Here is a 22,694-nt window from a genome sequence, read left to right as displayed (position 1 = left end):
TCGGAATTCGCAGGTCCGGTAGGTGCCCGGGGCCGCTCGACGGGCGCGGCGGGCGTGGCCTTCCTACAGTCGGAGCATGAGCGCCGCCGTGGAGTCCGCCCCGGGGAAGGAGCCCGCGGGGTCGCCGCGCCCGTCCGGCGGTGGGCGGCTGACCTGGGTGCCGGAGGCCTTCGGGAGCTTCTTCGGTGCCCTCGCCCTGCTGTGCGCCCTGCTCTCCTTCATCGCACCGCTGCGGGCGCTGCTCCGCCCGGTCGTACACTTCCTCAACGCCGTCGTGGTGCCCGTCAGCCCCAACCTGGCCTACGCCGTCTTCCTGTTCCTGCTCGCCGGTGCCACCGCCGCCCGCAAGAAGGTCGCTTGGTGGCTGGTGGTGATCTACCTCGGCCTCCTGGTGCTGTCGGACATCCTGACGGTCGCCTTCGGCTTCGACTGGTACTCCTTCAGCTCACTGCTGGTGTGCGGACTCGCCCTGGCCCTGCTGATCGTGGCGAGACGGGAGTTCTACGCCGCCTCCCGCCGCGCCGCCGTACGCCGTGCCCTCGCCGTCCTCGTCGTCGGCCTGGTCGTGGCGATCCTGGCCGGCTGGGGCCTGGTCTCGCTCTTCCCCGGCTCGCTCCCGCACGGCCAGCACCTGGCCTGGGCGGCCGACCGGGTCTGCGGCGGCCTGGTCGACGGCGGCAGCTACGGCGGCCGCCCGCCCCGCTTCGTCGCCTTCCTGCTCGGCCTCTTCGGCGCCCTCGCCCTGCTCAACGCCGCCGCCACCCTGTTCCGTTCACAGCGCCTGGAAGCCGCCCTGCACGGCGACGAGGAGACCCGCATCCGCGCCCTCCTCAAGGCCTACGGCGACCGGGACTCCCTCGGCTACTTCGCCACCCGGCGCGACAAGGCCGTGGTCTTCTCGCCCAGCGGCAAGGCCGCCGTCACCTACCGCGTCGAGGCCGGCGTCTGCCTGGCCAGCGGCGACCCCGTCGGCGACCCGGAGGCCTGGCCGCACGCCGTCGCCGCCTGGCTGGACGTGGCCCGCCGGCACGCCTGGGTGCCCGCGGTGATGGGCGCCTCCGAGGACGGCGCCAAGGCCTACGTCCGCGCCGGCCTCGGCGCCCTGCAACTCGGCGACGAGGCGATCCTGCACGTCGCCGGCTTCGACCTCGGCGGCCGCGAGATGCGGGTCACCCGGCAGGCCGTCAACCGGGTCCGGCGCTCCGGCGCCACCACCCGCGTCCGGCGCCACGCCACCCTCACCGAGGCGGAGACGGAGGAGGTCGTCGACAAGGCCGACGCCTGGCGCGACACCGAGACCGAGCGCGGCTTCTCCATGGCCCTGGACCGGCTCGGCGACCCCGCCGACGGCGACTGCCTGCTCGTCGAGGCCCTCGCCGAGGACGGCCGGCTGCTCGCCCTGCTCTCCTTCGTCCCCTGGGGCGGCGACGGCGTCTCCCTCGACCTGATGCGCCGTGACCGCGCCGCCCCCAACGGGGTCATGGAGTTCATGGTCGCCGACCTGTGCGCGGCCGCCCCCAAACTGGGGGTGCGCCGCATCTCGTTGAACTTCGCCGTCTTCCGCTCGGTCTTCGAGGAGGGCGCCCGCATCGGCGCCGGACCGGTGCTGCGCCTGTGGCGCCGCCTGCTGCTGTTCTTCTCCCGCTGGTGGCAGCTGGAGGCCCTGTACCGCTCCAACGCCAAGTACCGCCCCGAGTGGTACCCGCGCTTCCTCTGCTACGGCGAGGCCGGCTCCCTCGCCCGTATCGGCCTCGCCTCCGGAATCGCCGAAGGCTTCGTCTCCGTACCTTCCTTGCGCAAACTCTGGAGAAAGGGGCACCCGAAGACCGGACCGCGGCCCGTCGAGGCGCAGCGGTCTTCGCCGGTGCCCGGTCTCGACGGAGGGGACGAGGCCGGGTCCGGCGCCCCCGGATCCGGCCTGCCGGACCAGTTCCGGGTCCGGCGCGGCAAGCTGGACCGGCTGCGCGCGGCGGGCGTCGACCCCTACCCGGTGGCGACCGTACGGCCCACCCGCGCCCTCGCCGACATCCGCGACGGCGAGACGGTCACCGTGGCCGGGCGGATCATGCTGGTCCGGGACTTCGGGGGCATCGTCTTCGTGACGCTGCGCGACTGGTCCGGCGACCGCCAACTCGCCCTCACCCGGGACGGGTCGGGCCCCGCCCTGGCCCGCTTCACCGCCGACACCGACATCGGCGACCAGATCACCGCCACCGGCCGGGCCGGCCTCAGCGACCAGGGCGAGCCCACCGTCTTTCTCACCGACTGGCAGCTCACCGCCAAGTGCCTGCGGCCCTTGCCCGACAAGTACCGGGGCCTGGCCGACCCCGAGGCCAAGGTCCGCCGCCGCTACCTCGACCTCGCCACCGGTCCCGCCGCCCGCGCCGTGGTGCGCGAACGCTCCACCGCCGTACAGGCGCTGCGCCAGGGCCTCCTGGACCGCGGCTACCTGGAGGTCGAGACCCCGATGCTCCAGCAGATCCACGGCGGCGCCAACGCCCGCCCCTTCACCACCCACATCAACGCCTACGACCTCGACCTGTATCTGCGCATCGCCCCGGAGCTGTATCTGAAACGGCTGTGCGTCGGCGGGATGGAGAAGGTCTTCGAACTCGGCCGCACCTTCCGCAACGAGGGCGTCTCCTACAAGCACAACCCCGAGTTCACCATGCTGGAGGCCTACCAGGCGTACGCCGACTACGACGTGATGCTCGACCTCGCCCGCGAACTGATCCAGGGCGCCGCGACCGCCGCCTTCGGCTCCCCGGTGGCCCGCAAGGACGGGCGGGAGTACGACATCTCGGGCGCCTGGCCGGTCAAGACCGTGTACGGGGCGATCTCCGAGGCACTGGGGGAGGAGATCGGCCCCGGTACCGAGCTGCTGCGGCTGCACCGGCACTGCGACCGGACCGGGGTGCCGTACACCGCCGACGACGGGCCCGGCGATGTGGTGCTGGAGATGTACGAACGCCTTGTGGAGGGGCGGACCCGGCTGCCCACCTTCTACAAGGACTTCCCGACCGACGTCTCCCCGCTCACCCGGCAGCACCGCACCGACCCGCGGCTCGCCGAACGCTGGGACCTGGTCGCCTTCGGCACCGAACTCGGCACCGCCTACTCCGAACTGACCGACCCCGTCGAACAGCGCCGCCGGCTGACCGCCCAGTCGCTGCTCGCCGCCGGCGGGGACCCCGAGGCGATGGAACTCGACGAGGACTTCCTGGACGCCCTCGAATACGCGATGCCGCCCACCGGCGGACTCGGCATCGGCGTCGACCGGCTGGTCATGTTCCTCACCGGCCTGACGATCCGTGAGACGCTGCCCTTCCCGCTGGTCCGCCGCCGCTGAGACCTCCCCGGTTCCGGGACACGCCGTCGGTCCGGGGTACTTGACCATTTCTTTCCGAAACCTTCCCGCGCTGGTCCGTGCGGGTGTTTTCGCGCCGCCGCACCGGTGTCTAAGTGGTGCGCCCCAGCCCGGCCGGGCGACTGATGAGTCATGCAGAAGGATCAGTTGTTCACCCGACGCCGGCTGCTGTTCGCCGGCGCCGCCGCTCTGGGTGCCGCGAGCACCGCGGGCATCGTGCTGGCGAGCGACGGCGAGGAGGCCGCGGGCACCGTCGCCCCGGCCGCCGGACCGCCGGTACGGCAGGCGCTCAAGTCCTCCGCCTTCCGGCTCCAGCCGCTCACCGGATACGGCCCGCCGCCCAAAGAGCCGCGCAAGCTCAAGGTCCGCAGGCAACCCATCATGCGGATCTCCGGAAGCGGCCGGCGCATGATGCTCACCTTCGACGACGGACCCAACCCGGCCTACACCCCGCACATCCTGGACACCCTCGCCCAGTACGACGTGCGCGCGATGTTCTTCCTGTGCGGGGAGTGCATCGTCAAGAACCGGGAACTGGTGGCGCGCATGGCCGCCGAGGGCCATGTCGTGGGCAACCACACCTGGACGCATCCGCTGCTGACCACCATGAAGCGCCGTGAGATCCGCGATGAGATGGAGAGCACCAGTGACGCCATCGAAGACACCTACGGCGAACGCCCCCAGTGGTTCCGCGCCCCCTACGGCGCATGGAACCGCGCGGCCTTCCAACTCGGCGCCGAGATGGGCATGGAGCCCATGGCCTGGACCGTCGACAGCACCGACTGGACGACGCCGGGCACCCGCACCATCGTGGACACGATCGAGAAGGGCGCCGCCCCCGGTGTCGTGGTCCTCTCCCACGACGCCGGGGGCGACCGCTCGCAGAGCGTCCAGGCCCTGCGCGAGTACCTGCCCTATCTCCTGGACAACGGCTACCACCTGACCGTGCCGCGCCGCCGGACCTGAACCGGATCCGGCCCGCTGCCGTGCCAAGGCCTTGGCCCGCCCGGCCGGGTCCGCCTCAGCGGGCCTCGACCAGGCGGGCGAAGACCACCACGTTCCCGTCGTAACCGTTCTGCTTCGAGAAGCCGCCGCCGCAGGTGATGACCCGCAACTCCGGTGTGCCCTTCGAGCCGTAGACCCGGTCGCCGGGGAAATCGGCCTTCGCGAAGACCTCGATGCCGTAGATCTCGAACACCGCGGTCCTTCTGTCGGTGCGCTCGATCTCGATCCGGTTTCCCTTCTTCAGGGAACCGAGACCGTAGAACACCGCCGGTCCCTTCGTGTTGTCGACATGGCCGACGACCACGGAGGTGCCCTTTTCGCCGGGCGAGACGCCACCGGTGAACCAGCCGGCCAGATTCGGGTCGTCCGGCGGCGGTGCCGCGACCCAGCCGTCCGCGTCCAGACCCACCGGCATCACGGGCGCGTCGACCCGGATCGCCGGGATCCTGATCCGGCCCGCCGCCGCGTACGGCAGCGAGGCGGGCGCGGTGGCGAAGGTCTCCGGGACCGTGCTACGGCTGTCCGGGGCGGCGGCCGAGGCAGGCTGTGGCGGACCGACGTCGAACTCCCCCGAACCATTGCGGATGAGCGCCAGACCGGTCAGCAGAACAAGCGCTATCACGCCCCAGGGGGCACGCTTCCGCCGCCGCTCCTCCTCTTCGGCCAGCTCGGAAAGTTCGGACGCAGACATTCGCCATCCCCTCTCGACGCGGCCGCCGCGATGTCCGTATCGCGTATGGGAAAACGCTAAGTCCCGCGCGCGCGAGCGGCGACGGGGCAACGGGCGAACGGGTGGCCCGCGCCCATTCCGGTGCGCCATCCGAGTTGCCGTTCCCAGGATTTTTCTGACGGTCCGTGACCTGCGGCAATATCCGATTGTGTGCTTTTCGCTCGGCGTGTCCCCTCACCAGGACGGACCATTCTCGAAATGCGGGCGTGTTCAAGGCATCTGAGGGTCTATTCGGGAGGTGCTTTCTCGCCGATCTACCGGGGACGGTTCCCGGGGCGCCTTCCGCGGAGGAAGAGATGCGAAACTCACGTGCCCTCGCGGCAGCGTGCACGGTGGTCGCCGTGCTCGGAGCCGCCGCCCCCATGGCCGTCGCGGACGGCCTGGGCAACGGCGGCGGCCCGGCCAACACCCAAGCCCCTCTCGTCGGCGGGACGGGCGTCGCCCCCGGCACCGGTGTCGCCCCCGGAACCGGCGTCGGTGTCGCGCCCGGCGTCGGGGTCGCCCCTGGAGTCGGCGTCGGGGTCGCCCCTGGTATCGCGGCGGTGCCCGGGGTCGCCGTTCCCGGGTACGGCGTCGGCGGGTTCGGCGTAGGCGGCTTCGGCCGGGGCCGGGACGGCCGGGGAGGGGACGGCTTCGGCGGTCGAGGCGGGGACGGCTTCGGCGGCAAGGGCGGCGACGGCTTCGGCGGGCGGGGCGGCGACGGCTTCGTCGGCAATGGTGACGACGGCTTCGGCGGCGGGAACGGTGACGACGGTTTCGGCGGTGGGATTGGTGACGACGGGTTCGGCGGCGGGAACAATGGTGACGGATTCGGCGGCCGGGGCTTCGGGGTGCGCAACATCCTCGCCCAGCCCAGGGCGATCACGAGCGGCGCCCGCCTCACCGTCACCGTCAACGGCTGCCGCAGGGGCACCATGAGCTCCCGCGCCTTCGGGACGGCGACGCTGTTCCCGTTCGGCGGCGACATGGCGCGCGGTGTCGCCACCATCAACCGGAACGCCCGCCCCGGCCCGTACGACCTGACGGTCCGCTGCGACGGGCGGACCCTGACCCGGCCGTCCGCGTTCTTTGTGCTCGGCGGGGTCAGGGGCGGCCTCGGCGGCAGCGTCTCCACCGGGGCCACCCCGGCCGACATGGCGATCGGCGGTGGGCTGGTGGGCGCGGCCGTGCTCGCCGGCTGCGGGTTCTGGCTGCGCCGCCGGCACGAGAAGCGGCTCTGACCCGTGCGGGCCGTCTTCGCCCCGGCCCCGCGCAGGACCGGGGCGAAGAGCCGCACGGCCGGGCGGCGGCCGGGAGGTGATCAGGCACCGCCCTCGCCGCCCTCACCGGTCCGCCGGCACGCGATGCGGTACGCCGTGCCGACCGAGGCCACGACCAGCGCGGCGCCGAGGCCGATCTCCTTCGGATCGAACCCGCCGACGCTGCCGCCGGCACCGGCCCGCACACCGCGATCGGGCGGGAGCGGCTGCGGGTTGAGTCCCTCACGCCCGTCGGTACTGCTGTCGGTACTGCTGTCCGACTGCTCGTCGGCACCACCGTCGGTACGGCCGTCCGCGAGCACGTCGGCGCTGTCGTCGGACTGGTCATCGGCGTGCTCGTCGGTACGCCCCTCGGACTGGCCGTCCGCGATGCTGAGTTCGGTCGACCCCCTGGTCCCGTCACAGTCGAACGTCACCCGGTACGAGGTCTGTGTTCTCGCGTCCCGGTGGACCGTGGCCGCCACCGAGTCCCGTCCCTCGGGGATCCGGACCGTGTCGAACACGTCCGAGCTGACCGTCGCGGCACCCCGGCAGCCGTCGTCGCGGTTCACCTGCAGGCTGACCCGGCCGCCGGCCGAGACGGTGGACGGTGTGACGTGGACACCGAGGGAGGCGCGCTGACCGTTGTCACGGCCCCCGTCGGCCTCGTCGTCCGTGAGGGCGGCCGGAGCGCCGAGGACGAGGGCGCCGACGCCGAACAGCGCGGCCGAAGCGAGGCGTATGGCGTGCATGGTGGTTCCTCCGGTCCCCGAGGAGCTGTCCGCGGACCTGTTCCGCTCGTGCCGGAAATGCACCTCGTTGATCGGAACGCTAGGAACATCCGCACACGCGCGCGAACGCAGTAGTGCGAACGGGGGAGGCGGGTGGGCCGACCGGGGGATTCTGATACGGCACCCGGGGGACACCCGCGGTGTGGCGCGGCGGGATGTCCCCACGGATGGCCCCCGGCGGTCCGGGACCCCTAACCCTTGATGTGCGGGAAGAGGTTCAGGAAGGGCTGCGCCGTCGCTGTGATGCCCCGACTGTACGGTTCGTCGAAGTCCCAGATCAGGAAGAGCATGAAGGCGATGGTCGCGGAGAACAGCCCGGCCAGGATCAGTTCGCGCCGGGTGCGCCTGATCTGCAGCGCGAAGACCATGCCGACGGTGACCAAGGCTCCGGTCAGCAGCCCGAACCACACCACGTTCGGCATGGTCGCCCCGGTCGCGTCGGCCCGGGCGCTGCGCGACTGGTCGAGCGCGGCCACCTGGTCCACCAGCGGCTGGTAGGCCTGTGCCTGGAAGTCGGTCTTCGGCTCGTAGTCGGTGACGTCCTCGCGGATCTTCGCGAGCAGATCCTTGCCGCGCGGGGTGAGACGGCCGTGGTCGGCCATCTCCTTCCACTCCTTGCCGACGACCTGCTGGGCGTAGGCGTCGACGTCCGCCCGGATCCGGTCGCGGGCGTCGGGCGGATAGACCCGTACCCGTTCATAGATCTCGTGCAGCGCCTGCGCCTCCGCCTGCACATGGTCCTGGGCGGCGCTGCGGGCCTCCCACACGCCGGCCACCGCCAGACCGAGGACGATGGCGTAGATGACGCCGATCCACATGGTCATGTACTCGATGACGTCCGGCGTCTCGGAGGGATCCTCGTCCTCCGCGGCCCTCTTGTGCCGTACGAGGGTGATGACGACCACCACAGCACAGGCCGCGAGCATCGCGAGGACGAGAACAAGCCAATCCGGCAACGGAAGCCTCCAGAATTCAGCGGGCCGGTCGTCAGCGCGCGCGGAACGCGGCGATGGCGACGATGGCGGGTACGGCGATGAGCAGGACGTAGGTGACCGGAGAGGTACGGTTCGGGGCCGTCGTCCCGGTCGACTGGATGTGGTACGGCGGATAGGTCACCGGGGTCGGTGAGGGCCGCGGGGTGGGTTTCGGCGACGGGGTCGGGGTGGGCGTCGGCCTCGGCTTGGGCTGGGGCGCCGGCGGCGGGGTGGGCGCGGGTTCCGGGGTCGGGGCCCGCCGGGGTGGCGGCGGTGGCGCCGGGGCCGGCGGGGTGGGGCGCGGTGGCTTCGGGGTGGGTTTCGGCGTGGGTGTGGGCTTGGGGGTGGGTTTTGGCGTGGGGGTGGGCTTGGGCGTCGGGGTTGGTTTCGGAGGCGGTGTGGGCGTGGGCGTGGGCGTGGGTGTCGGCGTGGGGCAGGGCGGCGGTGTGGGAGGCGGGCAGGGCGGGGGAGTGGGCCAGGAGCCGCCGGCGACGGCCACCGCGTGAGTGCCGTCGGGGCCCGTCGAGGCGTAGGCGCAGGCGTCGGCCGACGCCGTGCCGACCGGGCAGCCCACCAGGGTCCAGGTGAGTGTCAGCAGAGCCAACACCCTCGGGACGGGCGCGAGTCGGGTCGCTTCGGGTGCATGCACGACCGAGATCATGAGGCGTCGGGTGCCGTCGCACGCCGGAGTGCGGAGGGATTGGCCCGAACGGGGGACAGGTGGCGTAAACCGGTTTGAATCACGCGGCCCGTCGATTGGCTCGAAGCGTACGTCCGTGCGGGACGGGCCCCGGCGGCACAGGGTCGGGAAAGAAATTTGTGCGGCCGTTGAACACTTCGGCCCCCGGCGCCCGTACCTGGTGTCGTGCGGCGGAACACAGGCGCTGCAATATCCAGGCGATGTATGGGGAGTTGAAGATGAAGACCTCCTGGAGGAGCGCCTCTCTGGTGGCCACGGCCGCAGGCGTGCTTGTTTTGACGACGGGATGCGGTCAGGACAATGTGACCACTCCGTCCTCGGCGGCTCAGAACGTGGGTGCCACGGCCCCCGCCGGTGTCGGCAGCGTGGGCAGTGTGACCAGCCCCTCCACCGGTGCCGGCAACGGATATGGCGCGGACGGCAGTCAGGCCTCCAGTTCCCCGGCCGCGGTCCAGCCCGCGGGCAAACTGACCGTCGCCAGCAACCCCGATCTGGGCAATGTGCTGACCGACGGCAGCGGCCTCACCCTTTACCGTTTCGACGCGGACACCGCCAACCCTCCCAAGTCGAACTGTGACGGCGACTGCGCCACCACCTGGCCGCCGGTGCCCGCCGACGACGCCTCGGCCGGCGAGGGCATCGACAAGGCGCTGATCGGCGAGGTCACCCGCGCCGACGGCACCAAGCAGCTGACCGTCGGCGGCTGGCCGGTGTACCGCTACGCCAAGGACGTCAACGCCGGTGACGTGAACGGGCAGGGCGTGGGCGGCAAGTGGTTCGCGCTGGCCCCCGACGGCAAGAAGGCCACCCTGGCCGACCTGCCCGGCCTGTCCGTCCGCAAGGACGCCAAGCTCGGTGACATCGTCGTCGACAAGAACGGCATGACGGTCTACCGCTTCATCAAGGACAAGGCATGGCCCAAGTCCGTCTCGAACTGCACCGGTGACTGCCTGGCGAAGTGGCCGGCCGTCGCGGAGGTCGCCACCAACGACACCAAGGGCATCGAGAAGAAGGGCCTGATGGGCTTCACCCGGCCCGACAACGGCGAGAAGCAGATGACGGTCGACTGCTGGCCGATCTACACCTTCTCCGGTGACTCGAAGGCCGGGGACACCAACGGCCAGGGCGTCGGCGGCACTTGGTACGCCGTCTCGCCCGAAGGAAAGCTGGTCGGCGCGCCGAGCTAGTAAGGGATCACCTCCCCAGGGTTGATCGCCCCGCCCAAGTCCACATTCGCGTATCGCGGAAGGGAGGGCAGAGGCCAGCGAGAGTCCCGGACGACGACACAACGGCGCACGACCGCCCGCCCCCTCCACACCGCACGGAGGGGGCGGGCTCCTGTGCTTTGTGTCGCACCCGCAGGTGCTCCGCATGGCACCCGCCCCCGGCGGACTGCCCGAACACCCCCAAAGCGCACACGGAATGCCCAGGTGGTGACCGGGAACGGACGGTCAATTTCCGGTTCCACTCGCCCAGTTCGCAGGCGATCAGTAGCCTCTGCTCGAACACCGGATCGCCTCAGTCTTGGAGAGATACATGGAGCGTCCCGCCTGGGCCCCACGGAGCATCGACATCTCGGTGCCGAGCGTTTCGCGTATCTACGACTTCTACCTGGGCGGTTCGCACAACTTCGAGGTCGACCGGGAAGCGGCCCGCAAGGCGATGACGTACCTGCCGGGCCTGCCGAAGATCATGCAGGCCAACCGTGCCTTCATGCGGCGCGCCGTCCGCTTCGCCGCGGGGGCCGGCATCGAACAGTTCCTGGACATCGGCTCCGGCATCCCCACCTTCGGCAACGTCCACGAGGTGGCCCAGACGGCGCACCCCGGCGCGCATGTGGTGTATGTCGACCACGACCCGGTGGCCGTGGCCCACAGCCAGGCGGTGCTCGCGGGCAACGAGGAGGCGGACGTGGTCGCCGCGGACCTCCGCAAGCCCCAGGAGATCCTGTCGAGCCCTCAGGTGGGCCGCCTCATCGACTTGAATCGGCCAGTCGCCCTGCTCCTCGTTGCCATACTGCACTTCGTGGAAGACGCGGACGACCCGTACGGGACAGTGGCACAGCTGCGCGAAGCACTCGCGCCCGGCAGCCTGTTGATCCTCACGCATGCCTCGTACGAGGGAATCCCGCTGTCTCCCGAGCGGGCCGAGAGCGCGGTGGACGTATACAAGGACATTCGAAACCCGCTCATCATGCGCTCGCGCGACGAGATCGCAAGGTTCTTCGAGGGGTACGACATGGTGGAACCCGGACTGGTGCCGATGCCGCACTGGCGGCCGGAGTCGGCGCCGGAGGATGAGGATCCGTTTGCCTTCTCCGGATTCGCCGGCGTGGGGATCGCGGCGTGATCGCGGAGCCGGACGGCCCGGAGGACAGACTGCGCCGGTTCGCGACGATCTGGAGCCGGGCGGTGTTCCCGGTGACCTCGACGTCCCTGACCCGGCCGGAGTTCGAGGAGCAACTCCTCCCGCTGGCGCGCCGGTTGAGCGAGGTGCTGCTGGCGCACGGCTTCGACGCCGAAGAGGCCCGGCAGGTGGGGGCCGCACTGATCGACGCGCACTGCACCGACCCCGAGGCGCTCACCCGCAGCCTCGACTGCGTCGACGCCTATCTGGCCCTGTACTGCGGTGCGGACGGCCCTCAGGACGAGCTGCGGATGCGTTCCTCGCGGATCCAGCACGCGATGGCCGCCGGGTTCGCCCAGGCGCTGCGTGAGCGCACGCTGGCCGAGCAGGAGGCCATCGCGCAGGCCGCGTTGCGGGCCCAGGGCGTGGTCGCGCAGGCGCTGCACGCCAGCGAGGCCCGGTTCCGCGCCGTCTTCGAGGGCGCGGCGATAGGAATCTGCATCGCCGATCTGGAGGGCAACGTCCTTCAGGTCAACGGTGCGCTGCTGCGCATGTTCGGCGGCTCCGAGCAGACCCTGCGCGGCCGCAAGGTCATGGAGTGGGCGCATCCGGAGGACGCGCCCCAGACCTGGCGGCTCTACGAGGAGCTGGTGCGCGGCGACCGCGAGCACTACCACGTCGAGAAGGCGTTCAACCGCTCCGACGGAACGGTCCTGTGGACCAACCTGACCGTCTCCCTGCTCCGGGACGCGGACGGCGACCCGCAGTACCAGCTGGCCCTCATGGAGGACACCACCGAGCGCCGGCTGCTCAACCTGCGGCTGCGCTACGAGGCCACCCATGACGCGCTCACCGGCCTGCCCAACCGCACGCTGTTCTTCGAGCGCTTGGAGAAGGCCCTGGCCGCCGGTGAAGGCCAGCGGTTCGGGCTGTGCTACCTCGACCTGGACGGCTTCAAGACCGTCAACGACAGCCTCGGCCACTCGGCCGGCGACCGGCTGCTCGTGGAGGTCGCCGACCGGCTGCAGTCCTGCGCGACCGCGCCCGGCGAGATGGTCGCCCGGCTCGGCGGCGACGAGTTCGTGGCGCTGACCACCGGCCCGGCCACCCAGCGCGAGGTCGACGACCTGGCCGACCGCATCATGAACGCCCTGGTCACCCCGATCAGTATCGACGGCCGTGACCTCATGGTCCGCGGCTCCATCGGCATCGTCGAGGGCCCGGCGGGCGAGCGCACCCCGGCCGAGGTGCTGCGCAGCGCCGACATCACGATGTACCGGGCCAAGTCGGCGGGTGGCAACCGCTCCGAGCTGGCCGACCCGGAGGCCGACGCCCGCGCCATCACCCGGCACGGCCTGACCACCGCGCTCCCCGCGGCCCTGGACCGGAACGAGTTCTTCATCGAGTACCAGCCGCTGGTCCACCTCGGCGACGGCAGCGTCCGCGGCGCCGAGGCGCTGGTCCGCTGGCTGCACCCGCAGCACGGCGTCCTCGGCCCCGACCGGTTCATCCCGCTCGCCGAACACACGGGTCTCATCGTCCCGTTGGGCCGTTGGGTGCTGGAGCAGTCGATCCGCCAGGCCCGCGAATGGCGAGAACGCTACGGCGAGCAGACCAGCGCCGGCCCGCTGCGGATCAACGTCAACCTGTCCCCGTGCCAGCTCAGCCACCCCGGCCTGGTCCAGGACACGGTGGACATCCTGGAGCGGACCGGAGTGTCCCCCGACGCGCTCTGCCTGGAGGTCACCGAGTCGGCCCTGATCGGCGCCGACGACGACCTTCTCAAGCCCCTGCGCCGCCTCGCCGAGATGGGCGTCGACATCGCCCTGGACGACTTCGGCACCGGCTACTCCAACCTCGCCAACCTCCGCCGCCTCCCGGTGAGCATCCTCAAACTGGACCGCTCCTTCACCCAGAGCATGCAGCAGTTCCCGGCGGACCCGGTCGACCTCAAGATCGTGGAGGGCATCGTCTCCCTGGCCCACAGTCTGGACCTCGCGGTCACGGTGGAGGGCGTGGAGACGGGTGCCCAGGCGGAACAGCTCCGGATACTGGGCTGCGACACGGCCCAGGGCTGGTACTACGCCCGTCCGGGCCCACCGGAGCGCCTGCACGACCTGGCACTGGTGGACGCGACGGGCTGACGGCCCGGCGTCCCTTCGTGGGCCCTCAGTCGAGGTGGAAGACTTCCTCGGCGGGGGCCCACCACTCGCCCTCGGCGGCGGTGTCCAGCGGCTGCTGACAGGGGTCGGTCAGCGCCCACCAGTCGCGTGTCACCGGGTCGGCGGCGATCTGCGCGGTGTCCGCGGCGTAGTCGGTCCCCGAGTACTCGAGGTAGCTGAACAGCAGCCCGTCCCGCAGGAAGATCGAGTAGTTGCCGATCCCGGCACGCTTGAGTGCCGCCAGCACGCCCGGCCACGCGGCGGCGTGCAGTGCGCGGTACTCCGACTCCTTCTCCGGGCGCAACCGGATGACGGCGGCGAAGCGCTGCATCTGACTCACCTCTCCTTCCTGAGGGGCGACGATGAAGAATCAGTTTCATCTGACGAGCAGGACCCTAAGGATCAGATCCTTCCCGCGCAATGGTTTGGCGGGATGCGGCTTATCGGCGGTATTCCCTTGCCTCATCAGGCACTTGAAACCAGTTCCGTCCGACATCTTCCCTCCGTGTAACGCTGATGCCATAGTGACCATCGCCGATGAACCTGATTAATCCGAACATCGATGAGGGGGTACACCGTGGCCGATCCGTCACCGGTCTCCGACGGTCCCTACCGGCCAGGGTACGAACTGGTCGCCGAACAACTCCTGGAGCACATCGCCGAACAGAACCTGCGACCGGGCGACCGGCTCCCCACGGAGGCGGGCCTGGCCGAGATCCTGGGCGCGTCCCGCAACGTCACGCGTGAGGCCGTCAAGGTCCTGGCCGCCATCGGCCGGCTGAGCGTGCGGCGGGGTGCCGGCATCTTCGTCGCGGAGGTGTCGGCCGGGCTGGTGGACGACGAGCTGTCGCACTTCCGGCCGACGAGCATGGAAGACGTCCTGATGCTCCTCGACTACCGCACGGTGATCGAGTCGGAGACCGCCCGCCGGGCCGCCGGCCTCGCCACCCCCATCGAGGTCCGCACCATCCGGGAGAGCGCGCAGAGTTCACTGACGGCGGCCCAGCAGAACGACGGACATGCCTTCGCCCGGGCCGACGAGGCCTTCCACGACGCGGTGGGCGCGGCCTCGCACAACGTGTTCCTGCGGTCGAGCGTCGCCGGGGTACGGCGCCTCGCGTCCCAGTCCGACGTGCTGCTCTTCCACGGCGACGCCCCCGGCTCGCTGGAGGTCGCCGCACGACAGCATCTCGCCATCGCAGAGGCGGTCGCCGCGGGGGAGGCCGATCTCGCGAGCGAGCTGATGGTGGAGCACATCGCCACCACCCAGAGCCAGTTCGAGCGGAAGATCCGTGACCGGCTGTTCAACCTCGGCGACCGCGCCGCCCCCGGGGCACCCGCGCGGCCGTCGTCGGACAGCGGTCCCGGGGACTCCGGCCTTCCGCCGCAGGCATCGGTGTCGTAGGCCGGTCGACGCCCTACAGGTGCGGGCCGGCGGGAGCTGGTCGCGCAGTTCCCCGCGCCCCTTTCGGGGGCGCGAGCAGCCACCCACGGGCCCGCACCCGTACGACGAAGGCCCGCACCCCGGGAACCGGGCGGACGACCCGGTTCCGTGTTCCATCCCACCAGGCGATTGGATCTCCGTGTCTCTTCTGTCTGTGCGCAGGGGCAGAGCCGTGCCCCTGCCGAGAACCCTCATAGCCGCCCTGCCCCTCGCCCTGGCGATGGCCCCCCTGGCCGTCGCCCCGGCCCAGGCGGCCCCGAAAGCGTCCGGGCTCACCGTCTACGTCTCCCCGACCGGCAAGGACACCGGCGGGGGCGGCGCCGACCACCCCTTCAAGACCCTGGAACACGCACGGGACTACGTGCGCGACGCCAAGAGCAAGGTCGACGGCGACATCCATGTCCGGCTGCTGTCCGGCACCTACCGGCTCAGCCGCACCTTCGCCCTCACCGCCCAGGACTCCGGCCGGGACGGGCAGCGGATCGTCTACGAGGCCGCGCCCGGCGCGCACCCGGTGGTCAGCGGCGGCAAGCAGGTCACCGGCTGGACCAAGGCCGACGCCGACGGCAAGGTCTACAAGGCGAAGCTGACCGGCCTGGACACCCGCCAGCTCTATGTGAACGGCGAGTTGAGGACCCGCGCCCGCAGCGGGAAGAACCCCTCCGGCTTCAGCAAGACATCCACCGGCTACACCTTCACCGACAGCAGCATCAGCGCCTACAAGCACCCCGCGGACCTCGAAGTCGTCAGCTCCTGGGGCTGGAAGCTGATGCGCTGCCCCGTGGCGTCGATCTCCGGCACCACGATGACGATGCGGCAGCCGTGCTGGCACAACGCCAACCTCCAGCAGGGCCAGGAGATCCAGAACCCGACCTGGCTGGAGAACGCCCGCGAGCTGCTGGACAGCCCGGGGGAGTGGTACCTGGACAAGAGCGCCGGCGACATCTACTACATGCCCGAGCCGGGCGAGAACATGAAGACCGCGGACGTCACCGTCCCCGTGGTCCAGGACCTGGTGGACCTGAACGGCACCCGTGACCACCCCGTCGCGAACGTGTCCTTCCAGGGCATCACCTTCTCCTACTCCACCTGGCTCGAACCGAGTTCGGCCGACGGGCTCATCGAGGGCCAGGCCGGCTTCCGGATGGTCGGCGAGGACAACCCGACCTTCGACTCCACGCGCCTGAACTGGAAGAAGACCCCCGGAGCCGTCAACGTCAGCCACGGGCAGGGCGTCGAGTTCACCGGCAACACCTTCACCCACCTCGGCGCCGTCGGCCTGAACCTGAACACCGGCACCCAGCACACCACCATCACCGGCAACGTCTTCAGGCAGATCGCCGCGACCGGCATCCAGATCGGCGGAGTCACCTGGGGCGACGCCCACCCGGACGATCCCCGTGACATCACCAAGGACACGCTGGTCGATGACAACGTCGTCACCAAGGTCGCCGACCAGTACAACGGCTCGCTGGGCATCCTGGCCGGCTACACCGACTCCACGGTGATCACCCACAACAAGGTCTACGACCTCCCCTACAGCGGCATCTCCGTCGGCTGGGGCTGGGGCCTGACCGACCAGGGCGGCAACTCGGCCTACCCGGGCAACGCCGGCATCCCGGTCTCCGACACCCCGACCATCAGCCGTGACAACGTCGTCAGCGACAACGAGATCAGCGACATCATGCGGTCCCAGGCCGACGGCGGAGCGATCTACACGCTCAGCAGCGACCCCGGCGGCAAGGTCACCGGCAACTACATCCACGGCGTCCCGGCCCCCGCCTACGGCGCCGTCTACCACGACGAGGGCAGCCGGCACTGGGAGAACACCGGCAACGCGTTCTGCGACGTCTCCTTCCAGTGGCTGCTGATGAACCACGCCCAGGACAACACGGCCCGGGGCAACTACACGACCCAGCCCGCCTTCAGCGTCCAGTACCTGAGCCAGAACAACGACGTGGGCGGCAACATCACGGTCGGTTCCTGCGACCAGCTCCCCGCCTCGATCGTGAACAACGCAGGGCTGGAGAAGGCGTACCAGCACCTCGACCCGGACCCCGCGGTCACCGACCACCAGGCGCCCACCGCACCCGGCGACCTGACCTCGGTCGCCGACTTCCCGACCGTCGCCGACCTCGGCTGGACGGCGGCCACGGACGACACCGGGGTCACCGGCTACTCGGTCTTCCAGGACGGCAAGCTGGTCAACGCCTCCGGCAAGACCTCCGTCCGCGTCTTCGGCCTCACCGCGGGACGGACGTACACCTTCACCGTCACCGCCCGCGACGCGGCCGGCAACGAGTCCGCGCCGAGCACGTCGCTGCAGGTCACGATGCCCGACGGTGCGGACCTGGCGCTGAAGAAGCCGGTCACCGCGTCCTCCGACTCGGAGGAGAACGTCCCCGCCAAGGCGGTCGACGGCGACCTCTCCACCCGCTGGGCGCAGGGCCTCGGCCTGCCCGACCCGTCCTGGATCCAGGTCGACCTCGGCGCGTCGTACGACGTGAGCGGCGCGATCACCACCTTCGAGAAGAGCAGCGGCTACAAGTACCGCGTCGAGGTGTCGCCGGACGAGGTCCACTGGAGGACCCTCGCGGACCACACCGCCGACAACACCACCGCGCAGACCGACTACGCCCACACCGACACCCCGGTCACCGGCCGCTTCGTACGGCTGACCGTGACCGGCTCCAGCGGCAACGGCGGCAGCATCTACGACTTCCAGGTCTACGGCACCGCCCGCGCACCCGGCTCCGACCACACCGCCCCCAGCAGCCCCGGACAGCCCACCGCCAAGGCGCTGCTGCCGGGCCTGGTGGACGTCAGCTGGCCGGCCGCCACCGACGACACCGGGGTGACCAGCTACGTCGTCTACCAGGACGGCACGCGGATCGGTGTCACCGGCGACACGACCTACCGGGTCTCCGGTCTGAAGCCGGGGACGAAGTACTCCTTCACCGTCGTCGCCCGCGACGCCGAGCTCAATGCCTCCGACCCCAGTGCGGCGGCGGAGGTCACCACCCCACCCGACGACGACCTGGCCCTGAACAAGACGGCGACGGCCTCCTCCGACTCGGAAGGAAACGTTCCTGCCAAGGCCTTCGACGGTGACCTGTCGACGCGTTGGGCGCAGGGCCTCGGCCTGCCCGACCCGTCCTGGCTCCAGGTGGACCTCGGCAAGGACACCAGCGTCTCCGCCGTGGTCACCACTTTCGAGAAGGCGAGCGGCTACCAGTACCGCCTGGAGTACTCCACCGACGGCGAGAACTGGTCGGTCTTCGAGGACCACACCGCGGCCAACACCGTCACGCAGACCAACTACTCCTTCGCCGACGAGCCCGTCACCGCCCGCTATCTGCGCCTGACCATCACCGGCTCCAGCTGGAACGGCGGCAGCGTCTACGAACTCCAGGCGTACGGCGGCTTCTGAGCAGTCAGCCACAGAGCCGTCCCCGCACCCACAGAAACGAAAGCCAGGATGAAGATCACCCATGTCGAAGTACACCGGATCGACGTTCCGGCGGCCAGCCCGCCCTTCCGCTGGCGGGAGGGTCTGAGCGGCAGCGCTCCGGTCGGCGACGGCGCGGTGCTGCGCATCGGCACGGATGAGGGGGCCGAGGGAGTGGCCCTGTTCGCCCGCCCGGGCGCCTTCACCACGCTCACCGAGCTGGTGGACCGGGTCTTCCGCGAGGAACTGGTCGGGGCCGACCCGTTCCAGCGGGAGTGGCTGTGGCACCGGGTGTGGGAGCTGGACCGTATCCACGAACTCCCGCTCCCCACCCTGGGCCTGATCGACATCGCCCTGTGGGACCTGGCCGGCCGCTACCACGGCCAGCCGGTCTGGCGGCTGCTCGGCGGCTTCCGCGACTCCATCCCCGCCTACGCCTCGACGTCGACGTTCGCCACCACCGAGGAGTTCCTCGACGTCGCCGACCAGTGCCTGGACCTCGGCTACCGGGGCATCAAACTGCACGCCTGGGGCGACGCCCGCCGTGACGCAGGCCTCTGCCTCGCCCTGCGCGAGCACGTCGGCCCGGACGTGCCCCTGATGTACGACGGCTCGGCCGGCTTCGACCTGCCCGACGCGATCCGCCTCGGGCGGGCCCTCTCCGAGGCGGACTACCTCTGGTACGAGGAGCCGATGCGCGAGTTCAGCGTCTCCGCCTACCAGCAACTCGCTGCGGCCGTCGACGTCCCGCTGCTGGTCGCCGAGACGTCCGACGGGGCCCACATGAACTCCGCCGACTTCATCCGGGCCGGCGCCGCCACCTTCGGCGTCCGGGCCGGCACCACCCTGCGGGGCGGCATCACCGGCGCCATGCGCACCGCCCACCTCGCCGACGCCTACCGGCTGCGCGCCGAGGTGCACGGTTCGGACATCCCCAACCACCACCTGTGCATGGCCATCTCCAACACCACCTACTACGAGTCCCTGGTGACCGCGACCACGGTCGTCCGCGAACGCCACGTGGACGACCGTGGCCTGGTCCACGCCCCCACGGGACCCGGCATCGCCCTTCCCCTCGACCTCGGCTACGGCAGCGAACTCCTGCCGTTCGTCGAACAGCCGCGCTGACCGGCAAGAACAGAAAGGCAAGACGATGAGGTCTTCCACGTCCATGAGAACTGGGGCCCCGAGACCGGGCCGACACCGCACCGCACTGCGCACCGCGGCCGCCGCGCTCGCCCTGTCCACCGCGGCGCTGCTGGCCGGCTGCGCCAGCGCCGACACCACCGCCCAGTCCTCCTCCGACCAGTCGGCGTTCAAGCCGGCCACCCAGAAGGACGGCTCGCAGATCACGGTGTGGACGGACTCCACCCGCCTGCCGTCGGTGCAGAAGTACCAGAAGGCCCACCCGGACGTGAAGATGGACATCGTCACGTACGACGGCGGCGCCGACGGCTCGACCTACCTCCAGTCCAAGGTGCAGCTCTTCGACCGGACCGGCAGCGGCTGGCCGGACGTGGTGTTCGGCTCGCCCACCGATGTCACCTGGGCCTCCGAGCCCACCAAGCCGGGCGTGCAGCCGTTCGCCGCCCCGCTGGACGACAAGCTCGTCCCGCAGAGCACGCTGAAGGGGTTCGCCAAGGGCTCCCTGACCCCCTGCCAGTTCGACGGCCACACCTACTGCCTGCGCAACGACATCGCCCAGGTGGTCCTCTGGTACAACAAGTCCCTCATGGACAAGTGGGGTTACCCGGTCCCCACCACGTGGGAGGAGTACGAGGCCCTCGGCAAGAAGGTGGCCAAGGAGCACCCCGGCTACCTCGTCGGCTCGGTCGGCGACACCAACTCCCACGAGTCGTACTTCTGGTCCGGCCAGTGCCCGGCGTTCGACCTGGTGAAGCCGGACACCCTGCGCACCGACCTCCAGGACCCGAACTGCACCCGCACGGCCAAGCTCCTGGACGGCCTGATCGACGCCAAGGCCGTCACCACCAAGGGCTTCTTCAGCCAGGGCTTCGCCAAGGAGAGCGGCAGCAAGGTCCTGATGGCGTACGGCCCGTCCTGGTACGGCCAGTACCTCTTCAAGGCGGCCTTCAACGCCCCGGCCAAGCAGATCGCCGCGGCGCCCCCGCTCACCTGGGCGGGGGAGACCAAGGCGGCCACCGGCAACGTCGGCGGCGGGGTCTGGATGGTGTCCTCGCACAGCGCCAACCTCAAGGCCTCCACGGACCTGGCCACCTGGCTGACCACGTCCGACGAGAACCAGGCGTCCGCGCCCACCTACCCCGCCTACACCAAGGCGGCCGAGGCGTGGCTGAAGAACCCCGCCAACAGCGACTACTTCGCCGCCGACGTCAGCGAGGCCTTCGAGCAGGCCGCGAACGAGGTGTGGACCGGCTGGTCGAACACCAGGTTCTCGGACTCCACCGCCTGGTCCAGCGTCGTCCTGCCCGCGCTGACCGCCGGAAAGAGCCTGACCGACACACTGCCGGCCTGGCAGAAGGAGATCGGCAACGAGGCGAAGGCGCACGGATACAAGGTGGAGAACCAGTGACCCTGCTGGAGACCGAGCGCGTCGCCGTCTCCCCGCTGCGCTGCGGCACCACGCCGCGGCGCGGCGGCCGCGGCCGTGCGGGCCACTTCTTCGTCGCCGGCTACGCGCTGCTGCTGCTCGCCTTCGGCGTCGTGCCGACCGGCTACTCCTTCTACCTGGCGTTCACCAACGACCGGGGCCAGTTCACCGGCCTGAACCAGTTCGTGAAGGTGGTCCAGGACTACCGCTTCGGGCCGGCTTTCACCCACATGCTGATCTACCTGCTGCTGTGGCTGGTCGCGCTCGTGGTCCTGGTCGTCCTGGTCGCCGTGATCCTGCGCAGCCGGGTCCGCCCCGGCACCTCGGCCCTCTTCCGCTTCCTCTACTACATCCCCGGCGCCCTCGCCGGCGTGGCCAGCGTCCTGGTCTGGCTGTTCATGCTGGATCCCGACGTCAGCCCGGTGTCCTGGCTGCTGAAGAGCATGGGCATGGGGACCTTCGCGGCCGTCCTCGCCCCCGCCAACCTGCCGTGGATCCTCATGCTCATCGCCTTCTGGACCGGGGCGGGCGGCTGGATGGTGGTGATGTACGGGGCGCTCAACAACATCCCCGACGAGGTCCTCGAAGCTGCCCGGATGGACGGCGCGGGCCCCTGGCGGACCGCCTGGCACATCCAGATCCCGATGATCCGGCAGTGGATCGTCTACATGACCATCATGGCGTTCGCCACCGGCACCCAGCTGTTCGTCGAACCCCAGCTGCTCCAGACGGCCAGCCTCGGCCGGGTCAGCCCCACCTGGTCTCCCAACCAGCTCGCCTATGTGTACGCCTTCCAGCAGGGCGACTTCAACGGCGCCGCCGCCATCTCCGTCGTCCTGCTCGCCGTGGGACTCCTGGCCGCGGGCCTGCTGGTCGCCCGCTCGAACCTGTTCAAGTTGGATGAGTCATGACGCAATCAACTCTCTCCCCGGCAGCGGCGACCCGGCGCGGAGTCCGCCCGTCCCGAGCCCTCTCCTTCCTGATCGTGGCCGTCCTGCTGGCCTTCCTTCTGGTGTTCTTCGTCCTGCCGGTGGTCTGGCTGCTGCTCGCCCCGTCCAAGACGGCGGGGGAGATGGTCCGGGACAGTCCGCTGTCCTTCGGGTCGTTCGGGCAGATCGGCGCGGCCTGGCGCCATCTCTTCGCCTTCCAGGACGGAGCGATGCTCACCTGGCTGCGGAACTCGGCGATCTACTCCGGCGGTTCGCTGGTCCTGACCCTCGCCGTCAGCGTCCCGGCCGGCTACGCCCTGGCCCTGACGAAGTTCAGGGGCCGCAAGACGCTCCTCGTGATCACCCTGGTCACCATGATCATGCCGCAGGCCACCCTGGTGCTGCCGGTCTTCCTGGAGCTCAACCGCTTCCACCTGATCGGCACCGTCTGGTCGGTGATCCTGCCCTTCTCCTTCTACCCGTTCGGCGTGTACCTCGTGTACATCTACTTCGGCAGCAGCCTCCCCAGGGACCTGCTGTCCGCCGCACGGATCGACGGCTGCACCGAATGGCAGCTCTTCTCCCGCATCGCCCTGCCGCTGGCGAAGCCGGTGATCGGCCTGGTCGCGTTCTTCAGCTTCGTAGGCAACTGGAACAACTTCTTCCTCCCCTACCTGGTCCTCCCGAACAGCAACGAGTTCCCGGTCCAGGTAGGCCTCAACCAACTCCTCACCTCCACCCCGTCGTTCAACCCGGTGGCAGGCGCGGGCCTGAACATCACGATCCCCGAACTGGCGCTGGCGATCATCATCGCAATCCTGCCGGTCCTGGTCCTGTTCCTCTTTTCTCAACGCACCTTGGTGTCAGGCATGCTGGCGGGATCGACGAAGGAGTAAGCGGTCCTTTGAAAGGCGCCCCGCCCGCAGCGCGCCCCTTCAGGGGCGCGGGGAACTGCGCGACCAGCCCCCACGCACCCGCACCCGACCAC

At 70.4% G+C, this 22,694-nt stretch carries 17 protein-coding genes; 12 read left to right on the top strand and 5 right to left on the bottom strand.

What is annotated here, in order from left to right; all coding sequences use genetic code 11:
- The first annotated feature begins 76 nt into the window (after positions 1-76).
- Positions 77-3,349, top strand: coding sequence for a bifunctional lysylphosphatidylglycerol synthetase/lysine--tRNA ligase LysX (gene lysX / locus ACFWXC_RS02470; RefSeq protein WP_384471768.1), 3,273 nt, complete (start codon positions 77-79; stop codon positions 3,347-3,349).
- A 150-nt stretch (positions 3,350-3,499) separates the two neighbouring features.
- The gene (locus ACFWXC_RS02465) at positions 3,500-4,333 is read left to right on the top strand and encodes a polysaccharide deacetylase family protein (protein ID WP_384471765.1); all 834 of its coding nucleotides are present in this window, start codon (positions 3,500-3,502) and stop codon (positions 4,331-4,333) included.
- A 55-nt stretch (positions 4,334-4,388) separates the two neighbouring features.
- On the opposite strand, the gene ACFWXC_RS02460 is transcribed toward ACFWXC_RS02465, so the two are convergent.
- Positions 4,389-5,063, bottom strand: a complete 675-nt coding sequence (locus ACFWXC_RS02460) for a class F sortase (protein WP_384471762.1) — start codon at positions 5,061-5,063, stop codon at positions 4,389-4,391.
- 335 nt (positions 5,064-5,398) lie between these two features.
- Between ACFWXC_RS02460 and ACFWXC_RS02455 the strand changes: the two genes are divergently transcribed.
- A complete protein-coding gene (locus tag ACFWXC_RS02455; protein ID WP_384471759.1) occupies positions 5,399-6,322 on the top strand; it encodes a hypothetical protein in 924 nt (307 codons plus the stop codon).
- A gap of 80 nt (positions 6,323-6,402) precedes the next feature.
- On the opposite strand, the gene ACFWXC_RS02450 is transcribed toward ACFWXC_RS02455, so the two are convergent.
- The 3 genes from ACFWXC_RS02450 to ACFWXC_RS02440 form a co-directional block, all read right to left on the bottom strand.
- Complete coding sequence (locus ACFWXC_RS02450) at positions 6,403-7,092, bottom strand: hypothetical protein (protein ID WP_384471756.1); 690 nt, start codon at positions 7,090-7,092, stop codon at positions 6,403-6,405.
- 230 nt (positions 7,093-7,322) lie between these two features.
- Positions 7,323-8,087 carry a DUF4239 domain-containing protein gene (locus ACFWXC_RS02445; protein ID WP_384471753.1) on the bottom strand — a complete coding sequence of 255 codons (765 nt, stop codon included), beginning with the start codon at positions 8,085-8,087 and terminating at the stop codon, positions 7,323-7,325.
- A 31-nt stretch (positions 8,088-8,118) separates the two neighbouring features.
- A complete protein-coding gene (locus ACFWXC_RS02440) occupies positions 8,119-8,247 on the bottom strand; it encodes a hypothetical protein (RefSeq protein WP_351703692.1) in 129 nt (42 codons plus the stop codon).
- A gap of 776 nt (positions 8,248-9,023) precedes the next feature.
- Here ACFWXC_RS02440 and ACFWXC_RS02435 point away from each other — a divergent pair.
- The 3 genes from ACFWXC_RS02435 to ACFWXC_RS02425 all read left to right on the top strand — a co-directional run bounded on the left by ACFWXC_RS02435 (position 9,024) and on the right by ACFWXC_RS02425 (position 13,295).
- Positions 9,024-9,992, top strand: a complete 969-nt coding sequence (locus ACFWXC_RS02435; protein WP_384471749.1) for an SCO0930 family lipoprotein — start codon at positions 9,024-9,026, stop codon at positions 9,990-9,992.
- A gap of 349 nt (positions 9,993-10,341) precedes the next feature.
- Positions 10,342-11,154, top strand: coding sequence for an SAM-dependent methyltransferase (locus ACFWXC_RS02430; protein WP_384471746.1), 813 nt, complete (start codon positions 10,342-10,344; stop codon positions 11,152-11,154).
- Entirely contained in the window at positions 11,151-13,295 is a 2,145-nt protein-coding gene (locus ACFWXC_RS02425; protein WP_384471743.1) for a putative bifunctional diguanylate cyclase/phosphodiesterase, read from the top strand. Before ACFWXC_RS02430 ends, ACFWXC_RS02425 begins: the two co-directional genes overlap by 4 nt.
- A gap of 25 nt (positions 13,296-13,320) precedes the next feature.
- Here the strand turns inward: ACFWXC_RS02425 and ACFWXC_RS02420 are convergent, their stop codons facing one another.
- On the bottom strand, positions 13,321-13,644 hold the full coding sequence (locus ACFWXC_RS02420; RefSeq protein WP_384472499.1) for an L-rhamnose mutarotase: 324 nt from the start codon (positions 13,642-13,644) through the stop codon (positions 13,321-13,323).
- A gap of 246 nt (positions 13,645-13,890) precedes the next feature.
- Between ACFWXC_RS02420 and ACFWXC_RS02415 the strand changes: the two genes are divergently transcribed.
- The 6 genes from ACFWXC_RS02415 (at position 13,891) to ACFWXC_RS02390 (ending at position 22,602) form a co-directional block, all read left to right on the top strand.
- Complete coding sequence (locus tag ACFWXC_RS02415) at positions 13,891-14,718, top strand: FadR/GntR family transcriptional regulator (protein WP_384471740.1); 828 nt, start codon at positions 13,891-13,893, stop codon at positions 14,716-14,718.
- Positions 14,719-14,977: 259 nt separating this feature from the next.
- Complete coding sequence (locus ACFWXC_RS02410) at positions 14,978-18,187, top strand: discoidin domain-containing protein (protein WP_384472496.1); 3,210 nt, start codon at positions 14,978-14,980, stop codon at positions 18,185-18,187.
- Positions 18,188-18,235: 48 nt separating this feature from the next.
- Entirely contained in the window at positions 18,236-19,333 is a 1,098-nt protein-coding gene (locus ACFWXC_RS02405) for an enolase C-terminal domain-like protein (RefSeq protein ID WP_384471737.1), read from the top strand.
- A gap of 43 nt (positions 19,334-19,376) precedes the next feature.
- The gene (locus tag ACFWXC_RS02400) at positions 19,377-20,759 is read left to right on the top strand and encodes an ABC transporter substrate-binding protein (RefSeq protein WP_384471734.1); all 1,383 of its coding nucleotides are present in this window, start codon (positions 19,377-19,379) and stop codon (positions 20,757-20,759) included.
- Positions 20,756-21,688: a carbohydrate ABC transporter permease gene (locus ACFWXC_RS02395; protein WP_384471731.1), complete on the top strand. Its 933-nt coding sequence runs from the start codon at positions 20,756-20,758 to the stop codon at positions 21,686-21,688. The genes ACFWXC_RS02400 and ACFWXC_RS02395 overlap by 4 nt, the downstream gene beginning before the upstream one ends.
- Positions 21,685-22,602, top strand: coding sequence for a carbohydrate ABC transporter permease (locus tag ACFWXC_RS02390; RefSeq protein ID WP_384471728.1), 918 nt, complete (start codon positions 21,685-21,687; stop codon positions 22,600-22,602). The genes ACFWXC_RS02395 and ACFWXC_RS02390 overlap by 4 nt, the downstream gene beginning before the upstream one ends.
- Positions 22,603-22,694: the final 92 nt, after the last annotated feature.

This window comes from Streptomyces sp. NPDC058683 (genome assembly GCF_042716195.1).
Classification (GTDB): domain Bacteria; phylum Actinomycetota; class Actinomycetes; order Streptomycetales; family Streptomycetaceae; genus Streptomyces.
Note: the sequence above shows the minus strand (reverse complement) of the source record. Positions and strands in the feature narration are given on the sequence as shown.